At 63.6% G+C, this 16119-nt stretch carries 16 protein-coding genes; 10 read left to right on the top strand and 6 right to left on the bottom strand.

All coding sequences use genetic code 11. The features are described from left to right. Positions 1-49: 49 nt before the first annotated feature. Together CH268_RS02110 and CH268_RS02105 are read right to left on the bottom strand one after the other, a co-directional pair. Entirely contained in the window at positions 50-715 is a 666-nt protein-coding gene (locus CH268_RS02110) for a response regulator (protein ID WP_094662443.1), read from the bottom strand. 5 nt (positions 716-720) lie between these two features. After that, positions 721-2349, bottom strand: coding sequence for a sensor histidine kinase (locus tag CH268_RS02105; RefSeq protein WP_255182271.1), 1629 nt, complete (start codon positions 2347-2349; stop codon positions 721-723). 104 nt (positions 2350-2453) lie between these two features. Between CH268_RS02105 and CH268_RS02100 the strand changes: the two genes are divergently transcribed. From CH268_RS02100 to CH268_RS02085, 4 genes are read left to right on the top strand one after another with little or no spacing between them, the layout of a single operon-like run. Further along, positions 2454-3434: a Bug family tripartite tricarboxylate transporter substrate binding protein gene (locus CH268_RS02100; RefSeq protein WP_032389371.1), complete on the top strand. Its 981-nt coding sequence runs from the start codon at positions 2454-2456 to the stop codon at positions 3432-3434. Continuing rightward, the gene (locus tag CH268_RS02095; protein WP_032389370.1) at positions 3431-3970 is read left to right on the top strand and encodes a tripartite tricarboxylate transporter TctB family protein; all 540 of its coding nucleotides are present in this window, start codon (positions 3431-3433) and stop codon (positions 3968-3970) included. Before CH268_RS02100 ends, CH268_RS02095 begins: the two co-directional genes overlap by 4 nt. Continuing rightward, entirely contained in the window at positions 3970-5487 is a 1518-nt protein-coding gene (locus CH268_RS02090) for a tripartite tricarboxylate transporter permease (protein ID WP_032389369.1), read from the top strand. Before CH268_RS02095 ends, CH268_RS02090 begins: the two co-directional genes overlap by 1 nt. Then, on the top strand, positions 5484-5873 hold the full coding sequence (locus CH268_RS02085; protein ID WP_094662266.1) for a universal stress protein: 390 nt from the start codon (positions 5484-5486) through the stop codon (positions 5871-5873). Before CH268_RS02090 ends, CH268_RS02085 begins: the two co-directional genes overlap by 4 nt. Before the next feature lie 64 nt (positions 5874-5937). On the opposite strand, the gene CH268_RS02080 is transcribed toward CH268_RS02085, so the two are convergent. Further along, positions 5938-6915: an LLM class F420-dependent oxidoreductase gene (locus tag CH268_RS02080; protein WP_032368006.1), complete on the bottom strand. Its 978-nt coding sequence runs from the start codon at positions 6913-6915 to the stop codon at positions 5938-5940. 59 nt (positions 6916-6974) lie between these two features. Between CH268_RS02080 and CH268_RS02075 the strand changes: the two genes are divergently transcribed. Further along, a complete protein-coding gene (locus tag CH268_RS02075) occupies positions 6975-7352 on the top strand; it encodes a VOC family protein (protein ID WP_032389367.1) in 378 nt (125 codons plus the stop codon). Between the two features lie 10 nt (positions 7353-7362). Here the strand turns inward: CH268_RS02075 and CH268_RS02070 are convergent, their stop codons facing one another. Then, positions 7363-8472: a S1C family serine protease gene (locus tag CH268_RS02070; protein ID WP_094662264.1), complete on the bottom strand. Its 1110-nt coding sequence runs from the start codon at positions 8470-8472 to the stop codon at positions 7363-7365. Positions 8473-8510: 38 nt separating this feature from the next. After that, positions 8511-10055 (bottom strand): metallophosphoesterase, encoded by a 1545-nt coding sequence (locus CH268_RS02065; RefSeq protein ID WP_094662262.1) that lies wholly within the window; start codon positions 10053-10055, stop codon positions 8511-8513. Positions 10056-10124: 69 nt separating this feature from the next. On the opposite strand from CH268_RS02065, the gene CH268_RS02060 reads away from it, so the two are divergent. Next, positions 10125-10958 carry a DUF72 domain-containing protein gene (locus CH268_RS02060; RefSeq protein WP_032367739.1) on the top strand — a complete coding sequence of 278 codons (834 nt, stop codon included), beginning with the start codon at positions 10125-10127 and terminating at the stop codon, positions 10956-10958. A gap of 48 nt (positions 10959-11006) precedes the next feature. On the opposite strand, the gene CH268_RS02055 is transcribed toward CH268_RS02060, so the two are convergent. Then, positions 11007-11807 carry an IclR family transcriptional regulator gene (locus tag CH268_RS02055; protein WP_027495169.1) on the bottom strand — a complete coding sequence of 267 codons (801 nt, stop codon included), beginning with the start codon at positions 11805-11807 and terminating at the stop codon, positions 11007-11009. Positions 11808-11956: 149 nt separating this feature from the next. Between CH268_RS02055 and CH268_RS02050 the strand changes: the two genes are divergently transcribed. From CH268_RS02050 to CH268_RS02035, 4 genes are read left to right on the top strand one after another with little or no spacing between them, the layout of a single operon-like run. Next, complete coding sequence (locus CH268_RS02050; protein ID WP_027495170.1) at positions 11957-12817, top strand: isocitrate lyase/PEP mutase family protein; 861 nt, start codon at positions 11957-11959, stop codon at positions 12815-12817. Then, the gene (locus tag CH268_RS02045; protein WP_371828224.1) at positions 12814-14079 is read left to right on the top strand and encodes a 3-isopropylmalate dehydratase large subunit; all 1266 of its coding nucleotides are present in this window, start codon (positions 12814-12816) and stop codon (positions 14077-14079) included. The genes CH268_RS02050 and CH268_RS02045 overlap by 4 nt, the downstream gene beginning before the upstream one ends. Next, entirely contained in the window at positions 14076-14627 is a 552-nt protein-coding gene (locus tag CH268_RS02040) for a 3-isopropylmalate dehydratase (protein ID WP_094662260.1), read from the top strand. Before CH268_RS02045 ends, CH268_RS02040 begins: the two co-directional genes overlap by 4 nt. Beyond that, positions 14624-15943 (top strand): MFS transporter, encoded by a 1320-nt coding sequence (locus tag CH268_RS02035; RefSeq protein ID WP_094662258.1) that lies wholly within the window; start codon positions 14624-14626, stop codon positions 15941-15943. The genes CH268_RS02040 and CH268_RS02035 overlap by 4 nt, the downstream gene beginning before the upstream one ends. Positions 15944-16119: the final 176 nt, after the last annotated feature.

Here is a 16119-nt window from a genome sequence, read left to right as displayed (position 1 = left end):
TGCCACTGCTCACGCCCCCGCGGCTACTGCTGGCGATATCGAAAGCCTGTCAGCGACGCCGGTACAGCCGTTCCGGCCTTCCGGCCTTGCCGTACTGCAACCTGATGTCGAGAACTTCGTGGGTCAGGTAGTGCTCGAGGTAGCGCCGTGCACTGACTCGCGAGATGCCGACCAGATCGGCGCACTCGCTCGCGGACAGTTCGATGCCGGGAGTGATGACGTCGAGCACCGATTTTCCCGTCTCCGCGGACATTCCCTTGGGCAATCGTGCTCGTTCTGCGGCAGCGTTGCTTCGACCGAACAGGGTGTCGACGACGCCCTGGTCCAACCGGTCCGAGGAGAGGGCCTTGCGGCGGGAAAGATACGCCTCGAGTTTGTCGCGCAGGTTCGTGTACTCGAACGGTTTGATCAGGTAGTCCGCAGCGCCACCGCTCAATGCTGTGCTGACGGTGTCCAGTTCGCGTGCAGCGGTGATCATGATGACGTCGACGGCATTGCTGTCCGCACGCAAGGCGCGCAGTACGTCCAGGCCCGAGCCGTCGGGGAGATGAACGTCGAGCAGAATCAGATCCGGGCGGAGTTCGGTGGCCGCCTCGAGAGCGGCGGCTGCGGTGTGAGCGACGCCCACTGCGCGAAAGCCGTCCGTTCGATCGACGAAGCGTCGATGAATGTCGGCAACCATGAAATCGTCGTCGACCACGAGAACGCCTGCCAACGCCATCATCGTTCTCCTGTGCTCTCTCGCTCCGGTAACGGAATGCGCACTCGAAATCTAGCGCCCCCGTCAGCGGCGTCGTCCACCATCGCCGTCCCGCCGTGTTGCGTACTGACCAATCGGACGAGCGCGAGACCGATTCCGCGTCCACCGGGCAGGTCGGGTTTCGAGGTCACTCCCCGCGAGAACACCGACTGTCGCATGTGTTCGGGTACCCCTTGGCCCGAGTCGGTGACATCGATGACCAAGCCGTCCGCGTCGACTATGAGGACCGTGATGGCACGATCGCCGGACTCACGAGATGCGTCCAACGCGTTGTCCACGAGATTGCCCACCACCGTGATCACGTCCGTCGACATCGCGGGGTCGAGCGGTCTGAGGTTGGACGCCGGGTCCAACGTCAGGCGTACGCCGATCTCTGCGGCCAACGACGTTTTGGCGATGAGTAGCGCTGCCACCGCTGGATCGTGAATGTACGCGGTGATCGACTCGCTGATCGCCGCGCGCCTGCGGGTGAGTGTGCCGACGAGGGCTGTCACCTCGTCGTAGCTGCCCAGCTGGGCCAGACCGGAAATCGTATGGAGTTGATTGGCGAACTCGTGGGTCTGAGCGCGCAGCGTGTCGGTGACACTTCGGTGTGACGTCAGCTGACTCTGCATCGAGGCGAGCTCGGTGCTGTCACGCATCGTGGTGACGGTACCGATGTGCTGTCCGCGGCTGGTGGCTGTGCGGCGGTTGAGTGCAAGAACACGGTGCGCCGTGGTGACGATGAAGTCCGCCACCTCGCCGTCGGACTTCAGAACGTCCAGTACCGCGTCGTCGATTCCCACGTCGTCCACCTGCTTGCCGACGACGGTGGGATCGAGCTCGAGAAGGGTGCAGGCGCTGTCGTTGACGACGGTGATCTTGCCGTCGTTCCCGACGGCGATCACACCCTCACGAATGCTGTGCAACAACGCTTCTCGATGGTCGGCCAGGCTTGCGATCTCCGCTGTCTCCAGACCGAGTGTGTGTCGCCGAATGCGCCGCGAGAGCAGCCACGACCCCACGGCACCCAGCCCAGCGCCGATCGCGAGATACAGGATCAGCCGAGCTCCGGACTCGGACAACAGCGTCCATGTCGACGGGTACCGCTCCGCCACGGTCACGATGGCGAGGACCGAACCGTCGGGTGCCAGGACGGGGACGTGGCCGGCAATGGACCGGATGCCCGCAGATTCGATGTCGCCCGACCACCCGCGGCCGTCGAGAACGTCACTGTCTCCCAGGGCGGCTGCACTACCGATTCGGCTGGGATCGGTCGACACGATCACGTCACCGTCGGTGGACACAATTTCCGCCAGCGTTGCGCCGGAGAGCGCGACCGCCCGATCTACGTCGGGCGCGAGCACTCGCTCGACCAATGGAGCGTCCAGCTGATCACGCACTATCGGAGTCGACGCCAGATTCTCGGCAACGGAGAGCATCCGGGCTCCTCGCAGGTCGCGAAACTCGTCGGTGGATTGCTCGATCGAGATCGCGGCGACGGCACCGAGTACGAGGGTGAGGACGGCGAGCTGCAGCAGCAAGTATTGCCCGGCGAGGGTGAGGGTGTGTCGCGGGCTGACGGCTCGTCGACTCTGTCGTGACCACAAAGAACTTAACTTCCATTGTTTTCTCAAAAGTGACTTACATCACGGGCGGATCGATACTTGCTACCGATCACAGTCTCCCAGAGACCGAACCGAAACGAGGACCGATGCCCAGAAGGCTGACAGTGGTGTTGACACTGATCCCACTGCTCGTGCTTGCGCTCGCATCATGTGGCGTCACGCGGGGTGACGACGGCGAGGGGCTGCACCGCATCCGGATGATGGTGCCCAACAGTCCCGGTGGTGGTTACGACCTCACCGCACGAAGCGCAGTGAAGATCATGGAAGAAACCGACATCACCGGCCGCGTCGAGGTCTTCAACGTCATCGGAGCAGGCGGAACCGTCGCCATGGCTCGATTGATGAACGAGGCAGGCAACGACGATCTGATGATGATGATGGGACTCGGCGTCGTCGGCGCGATGTACACCAACGGCTCGACCGATCGAGTCTCCGACGCCACCCCGCTCGCCAAGATCGTCGAAGAGCAGGAGGGAATTCTCGTCCCCGCGGATTCTCCGTTCCAGACCATCGGCGACTTCGTCGAGGCGTGGAAAGCAGACCCGTCGTCGGTGACGATCGGCGGAGGATCCTCTCCGGGCGGACCCGACCACCTGTTCCCGATGGAAACCGCTCGCACGGTGGGCGTGGATCCGACGGCCGTGAACTTCGTGTCCTACGACGGCGGAGGCGATCTGTTGACGGCCCTGCTGGGCAACAAGATCTCCGCAGGCACGTCGGGGTTGGGCGAGTACGTCGATCAGATCGAGGCCGGACAGGTTCGAGTGCTGGCCGTATCGGGAGCGGAGCGACTGCCGGGCATCGATGCGCCGACCCTGACCGAAGCCGGCATCGATCTGCAGTTCACCAACTGGCGCGGTGTTCTCGCACCGCCCGGCACACCCGAAGACGTTCGTGCACAGATGGTTGCGGCATTGACCGAGCTGCACGGTACCGACGAATGGAAGGAAGCGCTCGTGACCAACGGATGGATCGACGCATTCGAGACCGGACCTGCTTTCGAGCAGTTCCTGCGCGATCAGGATGCCCGGGTCGAGTCGACACTCACAGAATTGGGACTCGTATGACCGCCACGGTCGACCGCACCGACGATGGCGGCGAGACCGGGTCGGAGCAGGTCGGTCCGGACCGCGCGCAGCTCGTGGTCTGTGCGGTGCTGCTGGTGGTCGGCGTATTCCTGATCGTCGACGCGCTCTCTCTCACAGCCGAATTCGCCAAGGTCGACCCCGTGGGTCCCAAGCTGATCCCTGTCGTCGTCGGGATCGCGATGCTCGTCTGCTCCATCCTGCTCGCCGCGGCCACTCTGAGAGGGAGTCGGGGCGAACAGGACGGCGGTGAAGACATCGACACATCGACTCCGGCCGACTGGAAAACCGTCGGACTGCTCGTCGGCCTGTTCGTGGCGACGATCGTGCTCGTGGACACTCTGGGCTGGGTGATCGTCGGGGCGATGCTCTTCGGCGGGGCCGCAACGATTCTCGGCAATCGACACTGGGTTCGTAACCTGGCGATCGGGCTCGTCCTATCGCTCCTGAGCTTCTACGCGTTCTACGTCGGGCTCGGAATACCGTTGCCTGCAGGCATTCTGGACGGAATACTCTGATGGACAATCTGAACTGGCTCATGCAAGGCTTTGCCGAAGCCGTCACCCCGATGAATCTGCTCTATGCGTGCATCGGAGTCCTGTTGGGCACCGCGGTGGGTGTTCTGCCCGGGATCGGTCCGGCAATGACCGTCGCACTACTCCTTCCGATCACCTACAACGTCAGTCCCAGTGCGGCATTCATCATGTTCGCAGGCATCTACTACGGCGGCATGTACGGCGGATCGACCACGTCGATTCTGCTCAACACGCCGGGCGAATCGTCGTCGGTGATCACCGCTATCGAAGGCAACAAGATGGCCAAGGCCGGGCGGGCTGCTCAAGCGCTCGCCACGGCCGCCATCGGATCGTTCATCGCCGGATCCATCGGAACCATGCTGCTGGTGTTGTTCGCCCCGATTGTCTCGCGCTTCGCGGTGTCTCTGGGAGCGCCCTCCTACCTGGCAATCATGTTGCTGGCCTTGGTCGCTGTGACCGCAGTACTCGGCAGCTCGAAGCTGCGCGGATGCATCTCGTTGCTTCTGGGACTTGCCATCGGACTCGTCGGAATCGACTTCCTCACCGGCCAGCCCCGAGCCACCTTCGGTGTCGCGCAGCTCTCCGATGGTATCGACATCGTGGTCATCGCCGTTGCAGTGTTCGCGCTGGGCGAGGCACTGTGGGTCGCTGCACATCTGCGCCGCAAGCCCGCCGAGGTGATTCCCGTCGGCCGTCCCTGGATGGGCAAGAGTGATTGGAAGCGGTCGTGGAAGCCGTGGTTGCGCGGCACCGCATACGGATTCCCGTTCGGCGCGTTGCCGGCCGGCGGGGCCGAGCTGCCGACATTCCTGTCGTACATCACCGAGAAGAAGCTCTCCAAGCATCCGGAGGAGTTCGGTAAGGGTGCCATCGAGGGTGTTGCCGGGCCGGAGGCCGCCAACAATGCCTCGGCGGCAGGAACTCTCGTGCCGATGCTGTCCTTGGGTCTCCCCACGAACGCCACTGCAGCAGTGATGCTCACCGCGTTCGTGTCCTACGGAATCCAGCCCGGACCGACGTTGTTCGACAAGGAACCGCTGCTGATCTGGACGCTGATCGCGAGCTTGTTCATCGGAAACTTCCTGCTGCTCGTGCTCAACCTTCCGCTGGCACCGCTGTGGGCAAAGCTGCTGCGCACCCCGCGGCCGTATCTGTACGCAGGAATTCTGTTCTTCGCCGTGCTGGGTGCCTACGCCGTCAATCTCCAGTGGCTCGATCTGGTTCTGCTGCTGATCTTCGGATTGCTCGGATTGATGATGCGGCGCTTCGGACTACCGGTCCTGCCGCTCATCATCGGAGTCATCCTCGGCCCGCGAGTGGAACGTCAACTGCGCCAGACGCTGCAGCTCGGCGGCGGCGAATGGAGCAGCGTCCTGTCCGAACCCATCGCCATCGTGGTCTACATCGTCATCGTTCTGCTACTGGCTGCGCCGTTCGTGGCAAAGCTCGTACGACCCCGTACTGCACCCACCCTCCAGAAGACGAAGGAAAATGCATGATCGTCGTCGGCTACACACCTGACAAATTCGGCGCAGCCGCACTCCAACACGGAATCGCCGAGGCGAAGTTTCGCAGTACCGGCCTCAAGGTCGTCAATACCTCCACCGGTGACTCCTTGGCCGATCCGCGATTCGCCGATTCCGAAGCAATGACGGAATTGCACGCGACTCTCGATCGTTCCGGGGTCGACTATGTCCTCGACCAGGCTGTGGTCCCGGATACCGTCGACGCGCTGCTCAGCGTCATGGACGCCGACGACGCCGATGTGCTGGTCATCGGGATCAGACACCGATCCGCGGTGGGTAAGTTGCTGATGGGCAGCTCCGCCCAGCAGTTGCTTCTCTCGTGCCCCAAGCCGGTGCTGGCGGTCAAACCGCCTCGATAGCACCGCTGGGGTCCTGCTGCTCGTCGCCTGCTCCGCCGTTCGTGCGGAGCAGGCGACAGCCGTGTCAGACGAGAGGCTTCAGAGCCTTGCCCGCCAATTCGACGGCACCGGGCTGGTGTCCGTTGGTGATCAGGTTGATGATGACGCCGTCGATGCCCTGATCGAGGACGCGCTTCTGCACCTGCTCGGCGACATCGTCGGGCGTTCCGCAGAAGTGGCGATCGGTGGCCTTCGCTGCGTCCTCCTCGGACAGGTTCGTCAGATCGAGGCCCTGCTTCAGCACGAACTCGCGCTGCAACTCCTTGGCCTTGTCGCCGTCCTCGTCGATGATGACGAAGGCGAGGAAGCTCGTCTCGAGATCCTTCGGATCGCGGTCGACTTCCTCGCAACGAGCCTGAACGGCCGCCATCTTGCGCGGCAATTCGTTTGCGTCGCAGATGATGTTGAGGTGGTCGGCGAACTGTGCGGCCAGGCCGAAGGTCTTCTTCTCGCCGCCACCGCCGAGCATGATTGGCAGATCATCGCGGATGCGGGGCTCGTTCATCGCGTTCTCGACCTGGTACCACAGGCCGTCGAACGTCGGGCGCTGGCCGCGGAGCATCGGTTCGATGATCTGTAGGGCCTCGTCGAGGCGCTCGAATCGGTCGGTGAACGTACCAAATTCGAGTCCGAAGCTCTGGTGCTCGAGTTCGTACCAGCCGGCACCGATACCGAGAATGGCCCGGCCGCCGCTGACGACGTCGAGGGTGGTGACGGTCTTGGCCAGGATCGCCGGGTTGCGGTACGTGTTGCCGGTGACCAAGGCGGAGAGTTGGATGGTGTCGGTGGCCGTCGCGAGCGCCGACAGGGCGGAGTAGGCCTCGAGCATCGGCTCGTCGGGCTTTCCGATTCCGGGGAGTTGGTAGAAGTGATCCATCACGAACGCAGTGTCGAACCCGGCCGCTTCGGCCTCGCGCGCCTGCGCGATGACCTGGGGAAAGAGTTCCGCGACCGAACCGTCGTAGCTGAAGTTGGGCATCTGGTAACCGAGGCGAATAGTCACGGCTGCCACGCTACTCGGATATCGGCCCGCAGCACGTGGGACAGCGCGATAATTCGTCCATGACCACCATCGATCTGGCCCGAGCACCGTTCTCCGGATTCGCCGTCGACGACCTGCCGGCAGCTCGCGCGTTCTACGCGGACACCCTCGGTCTGGAGGTGACCGAGAACGAGATGGGGATGCTCGAACTTCACCTGGGAGCGGCGACGGTACTCATCTATCCCCGGCCCGGTCACGTGCCGGCGCAGTACACCATCCTCAACTTCCCGGTGGTCGACATCGAGGCCGCAGTCGATGCATTGATCGCCAAAGGGGTGGTGTTCCAACAGTATCCGGACATGGGCACCGACGAGAAGGGGATCTTCCGGCACGGCGGACCGCTCATCGCCTGGTTCACCGATCCCGCGGGCAACGTGTTGTCGGTGCTGCAGGACTGAACTCGACCGCTCAGGCAGCCGGGGTTCCTTCCGCCAAAGCCGTTGTCGCGGAACGTCGTACGCCCTGAGGATCGACCCACTCGACGACGGCGACATCACCGGGGTGACGTCCGATGAGGGCCTGGGCCAGATCCGACGACGAACCGACACCGGCACCGTCGAAGGCGACGATCACATCGTCGCCGGACAGTCCGATTGCCGAGGCCGGAGAATCGGTAGCCACCGTCACCACCTCGGCACCCATCGCCGGCTTGTTGTCGAACACGGACACATCTCGCACCGACACCCCGAAGTACGGGGTCGGACCCACATGAACCGTCCCGCCGGACTGCCCCGCGACGACCTGATCGAGCACGGCAGCAGCCTCCGTGATCGGAACCGCATACGCCTCGGGGGCCTGCGGAGGCCTGCTCTCGGAGCCGGTGCGCGCCTCGTCCGAGAGGCCCGCTGTATTGACGCCCACCACACGACCCCAGGCATCGAACAGTGGGCCACCCGAATCACCCGCTCGCACATCGGCATCGACTCGAATCATCCGATCCAGAGTGTTCCGCGAACCGTCCACCGAACTACGGGTACGCACCTGCTGATCCAGAGCCGTCACCGCACCCGGCGCAGGCACCAGAACACCTGCGCCAGCGGCATTCCCGACGGCGGTGACCGCATCCCCCACCTCGGGAGGTGAGTCCGGAGCGAACTCGACCACCGGCAGGTCGGCCGCGGAAAGCAACTGCATGACCGCCAGGTCACGAGATTTGTCGTAACCGAGCACGGTGGCGTCGTAGATCAGTCCGTTGCCCATGTGCACCGCGCTGATCTCGGTCGCGTTTTCGACGACGTGGAAGTTGGTGAGCACCAGGCCGTCCGGGGCAACGACGAAGCCGGTACCTGCGACGCCGGAGTAGCCGGCGGTGGCGGAGATCGTGACGACGGTGGGGTTCACTCGCGCCGAGAGGTCCTCGAGAGTGAGCGGGGGCGGCTCGACGACGGGGACAGGCGTGACCTCGGGGGCCTGCAGCTGGACGTCGGTGCCGACAATTCCGGGACTCAGCGGCGTGGCGAGGAACCAGACACCGGCGGCGACCAGCGTCAGTACCCACGCTCGCCCACCCGACTGCATGAAAATCGATTATGGTCCGATGCCGAGCGCCGTGCCAGTCAGTCTGCGATCACCGCTCGGGGAACGTCGGCGCGCAACGTGAAGTCGGTGACGAATTCGCCGTCTTCGGGCCCGTATCGATTCTTGATGTCGTAGCTCTCGACGTCGAACGCGTCGAGTGACGGCGAATGGGTGGTGACGGCCATCGAGCCACCGTCGATGTCGAATTGGAGCAGACGTTGGAAGCCGGTGCTGCGTTCGCCGTCGACCTCGAAGTACTGATAGTCGGCCAGCAGCTGCACGACGGAGCGGTCGGTCTCTCCGACATGCTCGTCCACGACCGCGACCTGGCCGTCGACGTGCCCGGACAGGACGAGGAAGACGGTCTCGTGTGGAACGACCAGTCGATTCCAGATCTGTTGGCCGGAGCTCGACCCGATGTCGCCGAACCCCATCAGTTTCTTCTCGCCGAGTTCGTCGAGGTAGTAGTGCGTGCCGATGACGACATTGCGGTCGGGGTTCTCGTCGAGAACTCGTTCGGCCCACTGCATGACCTTCTCCGGCGGGTTGTAGCCGATGTACAGCATCAAGAACTTGGCTCCGGCGATATCGACCAGGTCGTAGTGCGCCGAATTGTCCTCGTCGGTGAACGAACCGCCCCAATAGGGTTGATCCCGATAACGCTGCGGGCCGAAGTACTCGTTGTAGAGCGCGTGGTTCTTCTCGTGCTCCCCCGGGACCAACTTGCCTGCGACGTTCCAGATGTTGTCGTGGTTACCGGGCAGAACCCCGTGGGCGATGCCGGCATCCTCGAGGATCTGCATCGATTCGCTGGCGGCCTCGAACTCTTTGCGCGCCTGAGTATCCGGACGCCCCGGGCTGATCCAGCTCTGAATCAGGTCGCCGGTGTGCATGCTGTAGTCGATCTTCAGCTCGTCGGCGTTGTCGGCGGTCCACTGCGTCATCTCCGAATACACACCGGGATCGTCGCGGGCTATGTACTGCGTGTCGGTGATGTGCTGAAGCGCGAAATCGTACGTGCTCGGATCGGCGAAGCTGCTGTCGGGGCGCGCGTTGGTTTCTGCGAAAGAACGATCTGCACGCGGGTTGTCGATGACCAGTACTTCGACAGTGCCTCTCTCGGTGGAGATCTCGGCACTCAATTCCACCTGACCGCCGGGCGCAACCGGGTCGGCCGTGGCAATGGCCGGGCCCCACGTGTTGCCCGACTGGTCCCATACATGCAACGCCAGATCGTTGGTGTTCACCGATCTGCCGGACCACGTCAGCGTCGCCGTGTCCGTACCCGGCGCGAACGTCGCGGTGTAGCGGAGATAGGGATATTCGTCCCACCCCGAGGTTCGCATCTCCGTCGTCGACGACTCGACACCGACCTCGTGAGTCGGCGGATTCGGCGCGTCTGCGACACCCGCGACCATGGACGTGGTGATCGCCGCGGGCACCGTCGTCAAACCGATCCCCGGTACCGCAGCCGCCTGGCGAGGCGTCGGCTGGTCGCGGCGCTCGGCAGCCGCATCGGCACCGGTGAGGGCGAGCAGCACACAGGTCAGCGCCAAGGAGCCGAATGCCGATGGGCGCTTCATGCCATCGAGGTTACCGATACCAGCGCCGGAGCCGCGGAAACCGCAGGGCTGCCCGGCTACAGTCGGCTCATGTCCGCGCAGCATCGCCCTCGGGTTCTGATCGGTATCTCCGGCTGGACGTACGCGCCGTGGCGAGGGGATTTCTACCCGAGCGGTCTCGCGCATCGCAAGGAACTCGGGTACGCGTCCGAGCACCTGACGTCGATCGAGATCAACGGCACGTTCTATGCGATGCAGAAGCCGTCGAGCTTCACCAAGTGGCACGACGAAACGCCGGATGACTTCGTGTTCTCCATCAAGGGTGGGCGGTACGTCACGCACATCAAGCGGCTCGTCGGCGTCGAGTCGGCATTGGCGAACTTCTTCGCCACCGGGGTCCTCACCCTCGGTGACAAGCTGGGGCCATTCTTGTGGCAGCTCCCACCCAATCTCGAGTTCGACGCGCAGAAGATGACGGACTTCTGCGCGCTGTTGCCCAGAACTGTCTCTGCCGCAGTAACTCTGGCGGAGTCGCGGGACGACAAACTGGCCGAGGATCGAGTGCTGTTGCCGGCTGCGTCGTCTCGGCCACTGCGGCACTGTATCGAGGCCAGACATGCAAGCTTCGCCTCCGACGAGGCAGTGGAACTGTTGCGCGAGAACGATATTGCGATCGTGGTTGCCGACACCGCCGGAAAGTACCCGTACATCGACACCCCCACAGCGGATTTCATGTACGCGCGACTGCACGGAGACGAAGAGTTGTACGCCAGCGGCTACACCGACGACGCTCTCGATCGATGGGCCACCAAGATCTCCGAGTGGACGTCGGCGGGCCGGGACGTCTTCGTGTACTTCGACAACGACATCAAGGGCTACGCACCCTTCGACGCCATGAAACTCATCGAGCGCGTCGGTAGCTGAGTATTCGTCTCTCTAGGATCGAATCTAGAGGAGCGAATACTCGTGTAGCTACTGACTCGATGCAGGTAGAGCCTCTGCGACACGTGAAAGGCTGCGCGCCGCCGCGAGAATTGTCTCCACCTTGTCCGCCAAGGCGTCGCCCTCGAAGGTCTCCACGCGGCCACCGACGCTGATCGACGCGACGACCACCCCGTCGCGTCCGAGAATCGGTGCGCCCACCGCCGCGACGCCGGCCAGGTAGTCGGAGTTGCTCAGCGCGTATCCCTGCGTTCGGATCCGGTCGAGATGATCCATCAACTGGTCTGGTGACGTCAGTGTTCGGCTCGTGTATGCAGCAAGCTCTCCGCCGAGCCAGCGGTCGCGAATGCGAGCGGAGAACGCGAGCATCGCCATCGGCCCGGCCGTGGCGTGATACGGAAGAACGGATCCAATCGAAATGCCAGCTACCACAAGGGGATTGCTGCCCTCGTGGCGGTCGATGCACACCGCGCCCTCGTCAGCGGGAACCATCAGATAGGCGGTGTCGCCGAACTTTTGGGCGATGTCCGACAGATACGGCTGGGCGGCACCGCGGATGTCGAGCTGTGTCAACGCGGACGATCCGATCTCGAACACCGGCATGGCGATCCGGTACGAACCCTCCGCTGTTCTGTCCACCCAGCCGGCATGGATCAACGTCGTCATCAGACGATGCACGGTCGTCTTGTTCATTCGACTCGCCGTCGTCAGGTCGTTGAGCGTCCACACAGGATGCGTCGTGTCGAAATGGTCGAGCAGAGCGCATGCCTTCACGACGGCACCGACGATGTCGCGGCCGGCCTGGGCGTCGGACTCGGTGGGAACTGCCACGAGTTGTTCCTTCCGGTCGGGTGGAGCGTCGTCGCCATCCTACGAACCGACGCGCGATGCGCTATCGATCCACGGGTATTGACTTGTGATCCGAGCCACTCTAAATTCGGAAGGCGTTCCGCAATACGAAACGGAGAGTGCTCGTGACGATGACTTTGAGAGGCCTGACCGAACAAGGCCTGGTGTATGCGCCCGGCGTCTGGGACGGGTTGACGGCCAAGCTGGCCGAGCAGGCGGGCTTCTCGGCGCTGTGCGCGTCCGGCTTCGCCGTATCGGCTGCGCTCGGACTGCCCGACGCCGAGCTGTACACCATGACCGAGAACCTGCAGGCCGTCCGGACCATTCGCGAGGCATCGTCTCTGCCCCTCGTCGCGGACATCGACACCGGCTACGGAAACGCCGTCAACGCCGCGCGCACCGCGACGCGGTTCGCCGAGGCCGGCGTCCAGGGTGTGTTCATGGAGGACCAGCTGTCGCCGAAGAAATGCCCGATCTGCGTCGGCGAGCCGGTGGACTTGATCTCCGTCGAGGAGGCGTCGGGCAAGGTTCGGGCGGTGCGTGATTCCATGCCGGACGACGTTCTGCTCATCGCACGCACCGACGCACGTGGCGACGAGGCGATCATGCGCGCACAGGCCTACGTCGACGCCGGAGCCGACATGATCATGCCGGTGACGAAGACGTTCGAGACCGTCGAGCAGTGGGAGAACTGTCACCGAGCGGTCGGGGTTCCGCTGATGGCCACGCTCACCGCGTCGACCTGGACCGAGCGGGAGTTCACTCCGGAGGTTCTGGCACAGATCGGAGTGCGGCTGGCCCTGCTGCCCACTCAGGTGCTGATGGCCGCAACCGGTGCCGCACGCGAGACTCTGCGTCGCCTGGCCGCAGGCGAAGCTCCCGCCGACGTCAGTGCCGACGCGCTGCAGCACCACGAGTTCGTGGACCTCATCGGTTTTCCCGAAGTCGAAGCGCAGCAGCGTAAGTACCTTCCTGCAGAGGCGAACCGATGACATCGGCCGCGTTCACGATGGTCGAGAAGATCCTCGGTCGGACCTGTGGCGGTGACCCAGTGCGTGCCGGTGAGAACCATGCGGTACGACCGGCGCGGATGATCGCGTACGACTTTCCCGGGTACACCGATGTGATGTTCCGGCAGATGCGCGACGACTTCGGTATCACCTCACTCGAGGACCCGTCTCGGTACGTCGTCTTCATCGATCACATGTTGACCAAGCGCAACGACCGGGAACAAGAAGTACACCAGGTCACCCGAGAGTGGTGCGAGTACTACGGAATCGAGCTGCACGAGGGCCGCGGCATCGGGCACCAACTCACCGCCGAACTCGGCCTGGCCATCCCCGGTGACTTCCTCGTCCACTTCGACGGCCACATCAGCGGAATCGGGGCGTTCGGTGCGTTGGGCTGGGGTATCCGCCGAGATCTGATCGAGGCATGGGTGACCGGCCAACTCTACGTGGATATCCCAGCGACGACGCGGTTCGACCTGTACGGAGAATTCGCGCCGGGAGTGGACAGTCGCGATCTGGTGCACACCATCATCGACCTCGTCGGGGCCGACGGGTGCGCACACCAGGTGATGGAATTCGGTGGCCCCGGTGCCCGGTCGATGAAAATCGATCACCGGCAGGGATTGTGCGGCATGGCGATGTTCACCGGAGCCGTGTCCGCGATATTCGAACCGGACGAAACCTCACTCGCCTACGCCAACGATGTTGCGCGACAGTCGTTCACGCCGGTCCACCCAGACTCCGATGCGACCTACGCAGCTCGGCACACCATCGACCTCGCCCAGATCGTGCCGCAGGTCGTGCAGCCCGGCTCGGCGCGTGCAGCCAACACCCACACTGCAGCCGAACTCGCCGGCACTCCGATCACCAAGGCGTTCATCGGATCATGTGCCAGTGGACGAATCGAGGATCTGCGGGCCGCGGCACTCGTGCTCGACGGACGCACCGTGGCTCCCGGTGTGGAGCTCAATGTCGTGCCCACGTCGCAGAAGGTGCACGATCAGGCAGAGCGAGAGGGGCTGCTCGACGTACTGCGCGCGGCTGGTGCGCACATTGCAGTGTCGAGCTGCGACTTCTGTTTCGGCTATCAGAAGCCGTTGGCGGCGGGCGAGAATTGCATATCGACCGGCGTGCTCAACATCTCCGGCCGGATGGGTAGCTCGGACGCCAACATCTACATGGGTTCTCCGTACACCGTCGCCGCCAGCGCGCTGGCCGGCACGATCCAGCAGGTGGGCTCGTGAGCGCCTACCCACCCCCGCCCGACGTCATCTCCGGCCGAGTTGCCTGGGTCTTCGGCGACGACTTCGACATCGATCTCGTTGTCGGCGTAGCGAATATCAAGTCGTACGATCCCGAGCATCTGAAGTCGGTCTGCATGACCGCATACGATCCGGGTTTCGTCGATCGCGTTCGGCCGGGCGACATCATCGTCGGCGGCCGGAACTTCGGCTACGGCCACCCGCACTATCCGCCGATGGTGGCTCTGCGCAACGCCGGTATCCAGGCCATCGTGGCCGAGTCGTTCTCGCCGGGATTCTGGCGCGGAGAGACGTTCAACGGAGTACCCCTCATCACCATTCCGGATGTCTCCGGCGCGGTCGTCACCGGTGATGCCGTCGAACTCGATTGGCGACGAGCAGCATTGACCACTGCCGATGGGCGATCCCTGGTAGGTAGTGCGCCCAGCCCTCGTACTGTCGCAGTCATCGAGGCCGGCGGATCGTACGAACTACTTCTGGCCGAACACCGAAGCAAGCAACCACTCACAGGACAGGGAACAGCGCGATGACGAACGTCGACCAGCCTTCTGCGGTCACCAGCGCACCGAAAGCCGACACCACCACCGCGCGCCGTGCCGCGCTCGCCGGTGGCGTCGGCACGCTCATCGAGTATTACGACTTCGCCGTCTACGGATTTCTCGCCGTAGTCATTGCGCCACTGTTCTTTCCGTCCACCAGCCCCGGCGTGTCCATCCTCGCGACCCTGGCGGTATTCGGAGTCGCATACGTCGCACGTCCGCTCGGTGGAATCTTCTTCGGACGCCTCGGCGACAGAAAGGGTCGTCGACAGGCTCTGGTCGTGACGGTGGTCTGCATGGGCATCGCGTGCGGAGTCCTGGGAATGCTGCCCACACACTCGAGTGTGGGCGTGCTGGCACCGATTCTGCTCGTCATCATCCGACTCGCCCAAGGATTCTCTGCAGGAGGTGAAATCGGCGGTGCAGCAACCTATATCGCAGAGTCTGCACCGCCGAACCGTCGCGGCTTCTTCGGGTCGTTCACCCCGGTCGGTTCCACCCTCGGATTCGCGGTCGCCGCAGCCGTTGTCGGAGTGGTCGCCCTCATCACCACCGACGACCAGATGTCGTCGTGGGGCTGGCGCATTCCGTTTCTGCTTGCTCTCCCGCTGGCATTCGTCTGTCTGCGAGTGCGGCTGAAGCTCGAAGACAGCCCCGAGTTCGAGGAAATGGCAGCCAAGAACGAGGTTGCGAAAAGCCCGCTCAGCGATGTCGTGAAGAAGCAGCCGTGGTCGGTGCTACGTGTCGTCGGTATCGCCATTGCGATGAACGGTTCCGGTTACATCGGTCTGACGTACTTCAGCGTGTACCTGATCAACGACCTGGGATTCTCCAAGGACTCGGTCTACTGGACATCGGCGATCGCAATTGCGTTGGCCTGTGCGACCTTCCCACTCAGCGGCATGCTCACAGACAGATTCGGGCGCAAACCGGTACTGCTCAGCGGCTACGTTGCGTATGTCGTCATTGCGTTGCCGGTGTTCATGATCCTCGGCGCGACGTCGTCGATCATCGTGGTGGGCTGTGTGTACTTCGTCTACATGGTTCTCAACGGAGTCGTGCAGGTACCCGCGTTCCCACTGTTCACCGAGCTGTTCCCCCGGGCAGTTCGATACACCGGAGTGTCGTTGGGCTTCAACATCGGCACCATCGCCGCAGGCGGAACAGCACCGTACGTCGCAGCTCAACTGGTCGAGTCGACCGGCAACGCCATGTCACCCGCCTACTGGGTCATGGGTGTCTGCGTGATCGGCGTGCTCACGGTGCTGACCATCAAGGAAACCGGACGCGAGAAACTCCCGGTGTAGTGCGGCGTAGATGCCGTCCATAGTTCGAGACTCGCCCCACCACGTGCACTCGGCGTGGTGGGGCGTCCCGCGTGTGTGCGGTCGAGGACGCGCCGACCGGGGTGACAAACGCGAGCGCACTTGCCAGATGCGCGCAGAATAGCGACGTGATCGGTGTCTACTTTGTGCGCGTCTGG

Origin of the sequence: Rhodococcus sp. 06-1460-1B, from assembly GCF_002258475.1 — a bacterium.
Taxonomy (GTDB): domain Bacteria; phylum Actinomycetota; class Actinomycetes; order Mycobacteriales; family Mycobacteriaceae; genus Rhodococcoides; species Rhodococcoides fascians.
This window is presented reverse-complemented; position numbering and strand designations above follow the sequence as displayed.